The organism is Acinetobacter sp. 24-47-66, from assembly GCF_056779755.1.
On record NZ_JBWYIL010000002.1, the window covers coordinates 312446 to 324020 of the forward strand.

General features: G+C 39.7%; 9 protein-coding genes. 4 read left to right on the plus strand and 5 right to left on the minus strand.

The window, feature by feature from the left end; genetic code table 11:
* Positions 1 to 35 precede the first annotated feature (35 nt).
* On the minus strand, positions 36 to 2396 hold the full coding sequence (locus AC1M84_RS03790) for a YadA-like family protein (RefSeq protein WP_481594456.1): 2361 nt from the start codon (positions 2394 to 2396) through the stop codon (positions 36 to 38).
* A gap of 239 nt (positions 2397 to 2635) precedes the next feature.
* Between AC1M84_RS03790 and AC1M84_RS03795 the strand changes: the two genes are divergently transcribed.
* Positions 2636 to 3733 (plus strand): helix-turn-helix transcriptional regulator, encoded by a 1098-nt coding sequence (locus AC1M84_RS03795; protein WP_481594457.1) that lies wholly within the window; start codon positions 2636 to 2638, stop codon positions 3731 to 3733.
* A 45-nt stretch (positions 3734 to 3778) separates the two neighbouring features.
* On the opposite strand, the gene AC1M84_RS03800 is transcribed toward AC1M84_RS03795, so the two are convergent.
* A complete protein-coding gene (locus AC1M84_RS03800) occupies positions 3779 to 6931 on the minus strand; it encodes a DNA translocase FtsK 4TM domain-containing protein (RefSeq protein ID WP_481594458.1) in 3153 nt (1050 codons plus the stop codon).
* Positions 6932 to 7192: 261 nt separating this feature from the next.
* On the opposite strand from AC1M84_RS03800, the gene trxB reads away from it, so the two are divergent.
* From trxB to AC1M84_RS03815, 3 genes are all read left to right on the plus strand, one after another.
* The gene (trxB, locus tag AC1M84_RS03805) at positions 7193 to 8140 is read left to right on the plus strand and encodes a thioredoxin-disulfide reductase (RefSeq protein WP_035267378.1); all 948 of its coding nucleotides are present in this window, start codon (positions 7193 to 7195) and stop codon (positions 8138 to 8140) included.
* 115 nt (positions 8141 to 8255) lie between these two features.
* Positions 8256 to 8987 carry a leucyl/phenylalanyl-tRNA--protein transferase gene (gene aat / locus AC1M84_RS03810; protein WP_481594471.1) on the plus strand — a complete coding sequence of 244 codons (732 nt, stop codon included), beginning with the start codon at positions 8256 to 8258 and terminating at the stop codon, positions 8985 to 8987.
* 17 nt (positions 8988 to 9004) lie between these two features.
* The gene (locus tag AC1M84_RS03815) at positions 9005 to 9820 is read left to right on the plus strand and encodes an arginyltransferase (protein WP_180028761.1); all 816 of its coding nucleotides are present in this window, start codon (positions 9005 to 9007) and stop codon (positions 9818 to 9820) included.
* A 14-nt stretch (positions 9821 to 9834) separates the two neighbouring features.
* Here AC1M84_RS03815 and rimI read toward each other — a convergent pair whose 3' ends face one another.
* The 3 genes from rimI to AC1M84_RS03830 form a co-directional block, all read right to left on the minus strand.
* Complete coding sequence (gene rimI, locus AC1M84_RS03820) at positions 9835 to 10293, minus strand: ribosomal protein S18-alanine N-acetyltransferase (protein ID WP_481594472.1); 459 nt, start codon at positions 10291 to 10293, stop codon at positions 9835 to 9837.
* Positions 10294 to 10397: 104 nt separating this feature from the next.
* Positions 10398 to 11279 (minus strand): metal-dependent hydrolase, encoded by an 882-nt coding sequence (locus tag AC1M84_RS03825; RefSeq protein WP_481594459.1) that lies wholly within the window; start codon positions 11277 to 11279, stop codon positions 10398 to 10400.
* 205 nt (positions 11280 to 11484) lie between these two features.
* Positions 11485 to 11575, minus strand: a 91-nt coding sequence (locus AC1M84_RS03830; protein WP_019509660.1) for an EF-Tu C-terminal domain-related protein, incomplete at its 5' end; no start/stop codon positions are given.

An 11575-nucleotide genomic window follows, 5' to 3' on the forward strand; every position in this document is an offset into this window, starting at 1 on the left:
ATTAAGGTTACTTTTACGTTTGGGTGAAACTTAGATTATTTCCATTGCCAACCCAATGCAATAGCACCACCAACATCACCTTGTGAACTTGCGGTTCCAGATGCTTTATAGACAAAGCGATTCGTTTCAGAAACCCCACTAAATCCAATGGCAATACCTTGCTCACCATCCCATGTACCAGCAGCTGCACTGAACATACTTGCACCAGCATAAGTTGGCTGGGGTAATGAAGCGACAGCCAAAGATGCTGCAATAGCTGCTCGAGTGTCACGTCGTTCATCGGCAAAACTCTGTTCTAAAGCATTTACACGTCGACTAGTATACTCATTGGCCTGATTCAATATTTCATTGGTTCGGATATTCGTATATTCCTGTGCATCGCTCAAAACTTGCTGATCTGCTTGACGCATTTGTTTTACATTGACTGCGTCGGTATCCGCTGTACCTGCTGCCACATTAACAATTTGGCGTTGTTGCGTAGAGGAACCCACTGAAACCGTATTGTCCCGATCGGTAGACGAAGCATTTCCTAAAAGAACAGCATTATTTGCGTCAGACGTTATATTATTCCCAAGAGCTACAGTACTATTTCCTGAAATATTGTTGAAATTACCAACTGAATGCGTATTTTCACCCGTAACCGTATTGTGATTTCCTAAAGCTGTTGCATGTTCACCAGCGACTTGTGATTCAGCCCCAATTACAATACTCTCACGACCCGATGCTACTGATGAACTTCCGATTGCAAGAGCATCTTCACCTGTTGCATTTGGTAATATTGCATTTTCACTAGGATTTGTTCCAACAGATATTGCGACAGTTCCACCACTAGCCAAAGACGTTAGCCACTGTTGTTCGGTGCCATTAAAGCCATTTTGTACAGCAATCTCAAAAGCACTAAATCCTTGATCACCTTTGTCACCTTTTAAGCCTTGAAGTCCTTGATCACCTTTATCGCCCTTGTCGCCTTTTAAGCCTTGAAGTCCTTGATCACCTTGATCTCCCTTATCACCTTTCAATCCTTGAGGACCTTGGTCACCTTTATCTCCTTTGAGTGACGTCAGCCAATCTTGCTCTGTTCCTACAAATCCATTATTCACCGCCACTTGGTAAGCACTATCACCTTGTGGTCCTACACCGCCACCAGGTCCACCGCTTGTACCTGGTATACCTTGATCCCCTTTATCTCCCTTATCGCCTTTTTCACCTTTTAATGATGTAAGCCAATCTGTTTCAGAGCCCTCAAATCCATTACTCACAGCAACCTCGTACGCACTTGCTCCAGCTGGTCCAGTGGTACCTGTACCTGTTTCACCACCAACACCATTATTTTCGAGTGCAGACACTCGGTCTTTTAACGCTGTAAATTCAATATCAATCCCTCCAATAGTTTGATTTATGTTTTGGTATGTATTGCCTTGCATTTCAAATGAAAGGGGCATCACACTCCCCTGAAACATAGTCACTTCACTACCTACTATTCTTTGTAAAGCTTGTGTCAATTGATCAACATTAATAGCATCATGAGTATCTAAACCTTTCGCTAAGTTCATGATTCGGCGTTTTAATTGATCACTACCGACTGAAATAACATTCTCTCGATCTGCAACCGATGCACTACCTAAAGCAACAGAGTTGCTCGCATAAACCTGACTCAGCTCACCTATCGCGACTGACTCTATTACTGGTCGATCATCATTTGGTCTTGATCGAATAATAATTGAACCACCGACAGCCACATTTTTGCTACCATCCACATTACTGTCGGAGGCAATTACATAAGAATTCGTCGCATCAACCTCATTAAATCTACCAAAAATCATCGAGCCATTACTTGCGACATCATGAGTATTATTCATACCAACAACAACAGATTTTACAGACGAGTTTAAATTTGAAATACCTATAGAGATACCCCCTTCAGCAGTATTTGAACTACCGATCGCAATACTCCCTTCCCCCTTAACCACTTGATTATTACCAATGGCAATATTACTTGTATGATGCGTTGTGTTTTGATTTCCAATGACCACATTATTTTGCGTTGTCGTTACAGCGTTTGGTGTCACCGTATTATTCAAACCAAAAACAGTATGATTCATCCCAATATTGACGTTATTGCTTTGTCCCATAACCACACTGCTCGGTGCAACCACTGAGTTATTTTCACCACAGATGAAAGATGTAGTGTCTGAATTCGTCGCTGTGCCTGTTGAACCCTCACATTCATCAGCTTGCACCTGACTCGTCATTGCGGTTAATGCCCCAATTAAAATCAGATAACCTGTCGTCATTCCAATATTTTTTAAAGATTGTGCAAAACGTGTACGTCCAAGTTCCCCTGTTACGACTAATTTTCCATTACGATTACGGATAACTCGGTATATATGGTTCATGTAATTCCCCTTAGTTTTTGACATGGTCATGTCACTTGCAGGTTTTCCATAGTTTGCAAGAAAGACCTTTTATAATGAGGAAAATCAAACCATAAAGCTGATAATCTAGAAGCCCCCCTTTAAGGGGGGATGAAAAAAATATTTTTGTGAAAAAATGATTAATATTTACTTTTTTATCTCAATTTTTTTAAAAAAATCTATAATTTGAATTTGTTATAATCAAAACAGTTCAATCGAAGATGAATTCAATAAGTTTTCGTAAAAGTGATCGAACAAGGCTCGGCACCCTCCATCGCCTGAGAAATCTTTGCTGTACTCAACTTCCGCTCCTTACCATTGCGCCCAGTATTTTTGACTATTTGAATTTTTTGATTCCACATGATGCCTACGGTATGGCACTGACCTATCCAAATGGTGAACCTTATATACTGTATTACAAAAATCTTAACCCTCAGTCGATGAGGTATGTCCAAGAAAATACTGAATTATTCTTAAACTTAAAAACCGAAAGCCATATCCGCTGGCTCAACTGCCCTATGTTACCCAAAGTCGGAAATCTTTTACGCCCAGATGATCCGTATTTTCATAGCTTAACCTACCAGATGATTGTGCGCCAAAGCGGTCTTCACCATACACTAGATTTAAGATTAGAACGCAATCATATTCCTGCAGGAGGTATTACCCTCTATAGGCGTATGTCACAACCCTTCCAATTACAAGATCATCGTTTATTAGAACAAGCTGGTGTCTATATCGAATATGCGCTTAACAATCAAATGGAGGATGGCAACGATGTAATTGAATCAGATCAAGCGTTGTTAATCGTGAATTCTCAAAATGATTTAGTCATGATGACTGATGCTGCAAAGGATTTACTGAATCTCTTCCCGATACATTATGAATTTTGGGAACCATATAAAGCGTTGCCAAAATCATGCTATCAAGTCATCAATGAGCTTAAATATGGGCAACAAATCCCCAAGCTTAGTTTGACCATTCCTAATGGAATATTAACCCTTCGCGCTGAATGGTTAAGTAGTCAAAATACAACCGATACAAATATCGCCTTATACTTAAAGCGCTCATTACCACGCTCCCTCATTATTTTAAAAAAACTAGAAGCACTTGATCTATCCCCCCGAGAATGCCAAGTGGCTTTTTCGTTAATTACAGGCATGAATAAAAGTGAAATTTTACAAAAATTATCCATTAGCCCTGCGGTATTTAAAGATTGTGTCAAGTCAGTTTATCAAAGCTTGAATGTTCACTCTGTGAGTGAACTGATCACATTTGCCAGCCAATGGACTACCCCCAAAAACAACACTTTTTTGAGTTAAATAAAAAAAAGCAACCTATGGTTGCTTTTTCTGAGTCAGTCTTCGTTAAACTAAAATTTCACGTTTACCATTTGCGCCCATTGCACTCACGATACCGTTTTCTTCCATTTGGTCAATAATACGTGCGGCACGATTATAACCCAGACTAAACTTACGCTGTAAAGATGAAGTGGATGCTTTGCGGGTTTCTAAAACAAAAGCAACACATTGATCATAAAGTGCGTCACGGTCAGAAGCACCATCACCATCCTCAAAGCCACGTGATGCTGGCTCTTCATCAAATGGGGTGAGAATTTCATCCACATAGTTTGGTGCACCACGCTCACGCCAGGCATCACAAATACGGTTCACTTCGTCATCGGCAATAAATGCACCATGCACACGCTCAGGCTCAATTTTACCTGGTCCTAAGAACAGCATATCACCATGTCCAAGCAAATCTTCTGCACCACCTGCATCCAAAATCGTACGCGAGTCAATTTTAGAGTTTACACGTAGCGCAACACGCGTCGGTATATTCGCCTTAATTAAGCCCGTGATTACATCGACGGATGGACGCTGTGTCGCAAGTAATAAATGAATGCCAGCAGCACGTGATTTTTGAGCTAAACGAGTGATCATTTCTTCCGCTTTCTTACCCACCTGCATGATCATATCTGCGAATTCATCTGCAACAATCACAATCGAAGGCAATGGTGTAAGTCTAGGTGCACGTTCTCCAGCAACTGACTCACTGGCTTTCCAAGTTGGATCAAATAGATCTTCACCATTGGCAATTGCTTCTTCAACTTTACGGTTATAGTCACTCAATTTACGTATTTTTAAGAACGACATCAGCTTATAACGACGCTCCATCTCATTCACACACCAATTTAAAGCACTGACTGCATCTTTCATGTCAGTCACAACAGGCGTGAGTAAATGCGGAATATCGTTATAGTTCGCCAATTCAAGTTGTTTAGGATCAATCAAAATAAGACGCAATTGATCTGGCGTATATTTTAAAAGCATCGATAGAATCATCGAGTTTACAGCAACAGATTTACCTGAACCTGTGGTACCGGCAACCAACATATGTGGTGCCTTGCCCAACTCAGTAATGACTGGGTTGCCAGAAATATCTTTACCCATGGCCATGGATAAGATTCCATCTGGATCTTTAAATTTTGGAATTTGTACCAATTCAATCAGGCGCACCATCTCACGTGTACTATTCGGAACTTCAATGCCAATGTAAGGTTTTCCAGGGATCACCTCAACAACACGTACTGATGCCATCGACATTGATCGTGCTAAGTCACGAGAAATATTAGTTACTTTCGAGGCTTTCACACCAGGCGCAAGATCCAGTTCAAATCTGGTCACGACAGGACCCGGTTGAGCTTCAATCACTTTCGCTTTGACATTAAACTCTTGTAATTTAATTTCTAACAGTTCTGATAATCTTGATAATTGCTCTGCAGTGAAGTTTACTTTTTTATTTGGGTCTACTTCATCAAGTAAATCCAAACCAGGAAGTGGTGATAAATCTTTACGGCGCTCAGCAACTTGCATTGCACGAGACATTGGACGACCAGCAGCATCTGTTAATGGCGCATCGAAATCAAACTCATCCTCTTCAACTTCGGGCTTACCTACCGTTTCTTGCCAAGCTTCTCTAAAAGCATCCTTATCTGAAGATATACGTTGTTTTTCCTCATCACTCACTTTAGCAACAGGAATTAATGATCCCTCTTGCTCAACCATATTTTGTGGTGATGGAGCAATAATACCTTGCTCTGATTCATATTCTGCGACTGTATCTGACTTAGGTGAAGTCATAAATTTAATATTTGGCGTCACCAAATTTGGACGCTTGACCTCTGGATTAGACAAAGCTTCTGCTTCATCCGCAAGTGATGCAAGACCATCAAGCTCAGAAGCTAACAGATCTGCTTTAGTGATCGCTTCCGCCGCTGCGCTCGATTGACTTGCGTATACAGCACTTGCACCAATAGCTGAGGTATTTTGGATTAGGGATGCTGTATTTTGATCATCAGCAGATTGACCTGAAGGATTTGTTTGATGATGAAAAGGAGTATGAATATCTTTGGCGTGCTGTCCTTGTGGAACAACTTCAAGCAATTCATCAAAGATTTGATCATCATTCCAGTCCAAAGCAGTATCTTGAACAGTTGAGCGCTGCTCTACTCGAACGTTTTTACTTAAATCATTAATTTCTGAAGTACGTTGATCAAGCTGATCCTCCTCTGCTGCGCGCAAAAGCTCATCAATTTCTCTTTTATGATCTTCATCGCTATGCAAGGCTTTCCAAACTTCACCCGTTGGAACAATACGTTGACTCTCACGCTCTAACTCATGCGCTTTCGCGATGGTACGCTCGAGCTCTGCCTCATCATCTTCATCAAAACGATGATTTTGTTGAGACACTTGGAAACGCATATCTTCAAATAGTTTTTCAGCAGTACGTTCATGACGCGCTTGTAATTGATCTATTTCTTCTAAATGACTGACATCATTGAGCTCAGCTTGATGAGGGACTGGAGCTGAATCTTTTACAGGAGGTTCAATTTCTTTTTTCGCTTTTGGCTGAGTCGTCAAATCATAAGCTGATTCAGTCTCAGGTACATTTTTATAGAATAAATCTTGCAAATAAGCGGGTGTCGCCTTCAAAGTAGACCATGTCTTGTTCCACTGAATACCAAAAGCCAGTGTGATTAGAACGATGCTGAGTACGATCAGAAAAAAAACGGCGCCATAAATCGTCAAAAGCTGTTTTAAACTCTCACCCAATTCGTAACCAATGATTCCACCTGAAGCGTTAGCAAGCGTATCTGCAGGCACTGACCAAAGTAAATAAAACAAACTCGCGACGGTAAGTAGAATGAAAAATTGAGCAGCAAAACGAAATGGACGACTCAAAAAACTTCTTGGCCACCACACTTGAATCGCTTCAATGAATAAATAAATTGGGATCAGTAAACTTGCCCAGCCCAGAAATCCAAATAAGAGATCTGCAATCCAAGCACCTGCGACACCACTTGCATTTGAAACTTGTTGAGTATCACTCGAAATATGCATCCAACCCGGATCAAATGGCGTATAAGTCACTGTTGCTAAAAACAGATAAATACCAAATGATATTAAGAAGAATGTTAAAACTAAGCGCTGTGCATATACACTCGACACCGCAGTCATATACTGTCCTGTAAACGATTATTCATTAATGTTCTAATGTTGAAATGGAACAATTTCTTCATTATAGAAAACTTACTATTATGCACCTGTTCATTAAAAAAAGGTGCAGCTTTCTAAGGTTTCCTTGTTAACACTTTTAACTATATAGCTCAATTCGATTTAGTTGATCAATATAATCCACATTCATTCCACACAACTGTGGTGAAGTTTCACGTATAATTTTCAGTAAATCGATATATCAAATTAAAAGGATGCTTATACATGAGCGCTCGTCACTCAAGATTGATTATTTTAGGTTCTGGTCCTGCAGGTTATAGCGCAGCTGTATATGCTGCACGAGCAAATTTAAAACCAACTTTGATCGCTGGTATGCAATTGGGTGGTCAGCTCACCACAACTACAGAAGTTGATAACTGGCCAGGTGATCCTGAAGGCTTAACAGGTCCTGCTTTAATGGAGCGTATGCAAGCTCACGCAGAACGTTTTGGTACTGAATTGGTTTACGATCACATTAACGAAGTTGACTTAAATGTACGTCCATTCGTTTTAAAAGGTGATATGGAAGAATACACGTGTGATGCTTTGATCATTGCAACAGGCGCTACGGCTCAATACTTAGGATTAGAATCCGAAGCTGCTTATATGGGTCAAGGTGTGAGTGCGTGTGCAACTTGTGATGGTTTCTTCTATAAAAATCAAAAAGTCATGGTTGTCGGTGGTGGTAACACTGCGGTTGAAGAAGCGCTTTATTTATCAAACATTGCTTCACATGTAACACTTGTACATCGTCGCGATAAATTACGTTCTGAAAAAATCCTTCAAGATCATCTTTTTGCAAAAGAGAAAGAAGGCAAAATCAGCATCATCTGGAACCATGAAGTTGAAGAAGTACTTGGTAACCCTCAAGATGGCGTTACTAGTGTTCGCTTGAAATCTACAACTGATACTACAACACAAAACGTTGAAGTGACTGGATTGTTCGTCGCTATAGGTCACAAACCTAATACTGCAATGTTTGAAGGTCAGCTTGAACTACGTGATGGTTATATCCAAGTTCAAAGTGGTACACGTGGTAATGCAACTGCGACTTCTGTTGAAGGCGTATTTGCTGCAGGTGATGTTGCAGACAATATCTACCGCCAAGCAATTACATCAGCAGGTTCAGGTTGTATGGCTGCTTTAGACGCTGAGAAATATTTAGACAACTAATATTTATTTAAAAACCCAAAAAACCACCTTCGGGTGGTTTTTTTATTCTTTCAACTTGGCATAATCATTTTAAACATTTTTATCTTCGGTTTTTCATTATTATTTTTAGAACTTAATCCCTATGCTCCCTCCTTCTGAATTTATTTTCCCTAATCCAATTGAATCCGATCCCGAAGGTCAAGGACTAATCTGTATAGGTGCTGACCTCTCCCCTTCTACATTATTTGAAGCTTATACACATGGTTTATTTCCTTGGTTTTCCGAAGGTGAGCCGATCTGCTGGTGGAGTCCAGAACCTCGCTGCATTATCTACCCTTCGTCATACCATCCAAGTAAATCACTCATTCGTAACATGAAAAAACATGATTATACGATTACCATTAACCGTGATTTTGAACATGTGATACGTTCTTGCTCATTACCACGAAGTTATGCCAATGAAACATGGATTACTGAAGATATCATTCAGGGTTACTGTTCATTATTTGAGTCAGGCTATGCATATAGTGTCGAAGTACGCAGAGAAAATTCGATTGTCGGCGGGCTCTATGGTGTCTCTATAGGTCAGGGTATTTTTGGTGAATCCATGTTTAGTCGAGAGACTGATGTTTCAAAAATGGCTTTTTATACCCTCATGTTGATTAGCCTTGAAAACCAGGTACCCTGGGTTGACTGTCAATTGGTGAATGATCATCTCATGAGCTTAGGTGCTTGCACAATTTCTCGCCAAGACTACCTTAATTCGTTACAAGATGTGATAAAACAGCCTCAGATTGATTGGCAAAAGTATAAAGACGGTGTATTTTCAAGTAAAACAATAGCATTTGATCAACGACTCATGGATTGAGAAATAGGAGGGACAATATGAATTCTTATCAACCCCAGTCCCTATTAAATGAATTGCAGTATTACATTACACCACCGCATGACTGCAGTTATCTTCCCGAGAAATCAGCACGGATGGTCTTTTTAGATCCTGCTCATAAAATCGACGTTGTAACTTTATCAGAATTGTCTCGTGTAGGATTTCGAAGAAGCGGAGATTTTGTCTATCGACCTGAATGTCATTTGTGTCGACAATGCCTTTCATGTCGTGTACCTGTTGATGCTTTTAAAATGAACAGTCAACAAAAGAAAGCTTGGAAACGTAATCAAGACTTAGAAGTTAGAATAACCCAAACTCAAGATGCTACTGATTTACACTATCAACTCTATGAACGTTACATCAATGAGCGTCATTCAGATGGAGATATGTTCCCCCCTAGCTATGATCAATTCGAGAAGTTTTTGATTCACAGTTGTAGCAATAGTTTCTTTATAGAACTTTGGAAAGATGATCGACTCATTTGTGTCTCAACCTGCGATGTATTAGATGATGGAGTATCCGCCGTCTATACATTTTTTGATCCAGATGAATCCAAACGTTCTTTAGGCGTTTTTGCAGTCCTTAAGCAAATTGAATATGTAAAGCAGCACAATCAAGAGTTTGTATATTTAGGATATTGGGTACCCCATTCATTCAAAATGAACTATAAGTCCCAATATGCGCCTTTTGAATTATTACTGGATGGTCAATGGCGACGTGTTAATAAAATGCTCAGCAACGAAGAAATCGATCAATTAGGTCATATGCTGATGACGACACTTCCCTCTGAATGGAATAACTTTATCGTAAAGTAGGGTATTGAATTTTGTCACTTGAATAAATCTGCAAAATTATCACTGCATGCCTTTACCATAATGATGGCATGCTCTTTTCCACCAGCTAATGTTGGATAATAGTTTTTACGCATATCAATTTGATGAAATCCGGATTTCTCATATAGTGCAATCGCAGCCTTATTACTTTCTCGGACCTCTAAAAAGATTTGTACGGGATCATTATTGAGTTGAGCCATTGAAGCTTGAAGCAATTGATATCCCAACCCTTTTCCACGCATTTTCGGATGAACTGCCATCAACAGCAAATTTGCTTCATCCAATACAGGCTGTAAAATACAGAAACCAACAACACGATTCTGGTATTCAATCACTGTGGATTGATATGAATCAACCGCTTCTGAAAATTGTTTTTTTGTCCAAGGATGCGTCTGCCCCAAACTTTCAATTTCATATACCACCTCAACATCTGATGTCAGCATCGGTCGAATCATAATCATTACATTGCATTTTTTAAGTTAGTACATTATAGAAAGTTCGAAAATAAATGAAATAAAAAAAGGCAGCTTACGCTGCCCGAATGCACAAAAGTAAATACTTAAAAACCGAGTTTTGCTTTCCATGTTACCAATAAACCCACGGTATCCAAATCATTCGGATGGAAGCCTGGTTTAAAATAAGCCAACATTTCCTTACCCATACCAGAAATAATGCCTTTAGATGGACTATATCCATAGGTATAGATATCTTTCAAAGATGCAATATTTAACTGTTTATCGTCTTTCAATAAACGCGCTACAAAATAAGTCTGCACCATGAATAGCACAACCATTGCTGCCACTAAAGAAGATGTTCGAGCAAGATAAGATTTGATTCCTTTACCGAACACACCTTCAAATACATCATATGCGACAGCCTTATGCTCATTTTCTTCAACGGCATGCCAAGCCCACATCGTCGCCATTGTTTCATCAGTCATTAATGCTTGAATATGTTCGTTACGCAATAATTCTGAGGCAATGGTTGCTGTAAAATGTTCTAGCGCAGTCGTTCCCATCAGATCGATCATTTCTTGTGAAATACCAAATGGTTTCATAACGGTGCTAGCTGACTTACGAAAAGTTTGAATGACCGTATCTGTGGCTTTTTCAAGTGCAGCAACATCATGACCAAATTTTTGTGCTGATGCATTAAAGCCAGCATGCTCATGTGTATGCATTGCTTCCTGACCAATAAATGCTGAAATCTCTTTTTGGAGATCTTCATTATCTTTAATGGCTGGATGTTGGCGAACCGCACGGACTGAATCGATAAAGAATTTTTCACCTGCAGGAAATAATGCAGATAACGCTGTCATGAAATGAGTTAGTCCTGCTGAACCATTCATCCAATATTCTGGTACGTGATCAAAATCAAATTGCATACGACGTACTGGAAATGATGCACCGGCACGATTTGTAATATTTACTTTAGCATTCATTGCTGGACTCCTATTCGGGATCTATCCAAATCTAGTTTTATGATTCTTTTCATTACTTCATCTTAGTGATTTATTATTTTTATGATAAATGCCTTATAGGTCACATCATTATCAGTTAAGGACAGCTTACAATTCTTATTGTCTAACAATTTTTAGATTACATAAAAAAACGCCCCAATGGGGCGTTTTTTCACACAATCAATACTTATGCAGTTACTTTCGCAACAACACCAGCACCAACTGTACGACCACCTTCACGGATCGCAAAACGTAGACCTGGGTCCATTGCGATTGGG

Excerpts from the sequence above, each read along its gene's own strand:
- AC1M84_RS03790 (WP_481594456.1), bottom strand. The coding sequence starts at position 2,396 with ATGAACCATATATACCGAGTTATCCGTAATCGTAATGGAAAATTAGTC.
- AC1M84_RS03795 (WP_481594457.1), top strand. The coding sequence starts at position 2,636 with ATGAATTCAATAAGTTTTCGTAAAAGTGATCGAACAAGGCTCGGCACC.
- AC1M84_RS03800 (WP_481594458.1), bottom strand. The coding sequence starts at position 6,931 with ATGACTGCGGTGTCGAGTGTATATGCACAGCGCTTAGTTTTAACATTC.
- trxB (WP_035267378.1), top strand. The coding sequence starts at position 7,193 with ATGAGCGCTCGTCACTCAAGATTGATTATTTTAGGTTCTGGTCCTGCA.
- AC1M84_RS03815 (WP_180028761.1), top strand. The coding sequence starts at position 9,005 with ATGAATTCTTATCAACCCCAGTCCCTATTAAATGAATTGCAGTATTAC.
- rimI (WP_481594472.1), bottom strand. The coding sequence starts at position 10,293 with ATGATTCGACCGATGCTGACATCAGATGTTGAGGTGGTATATGAAATT.
- AC1M84_RS03825 (WP_481594459.1), bottom strand. The coding sequence starts at position 11,279 with ATGAATGCTAAAGTAAATATTACAAATCGTGCCGGTGCATCATTTCCA.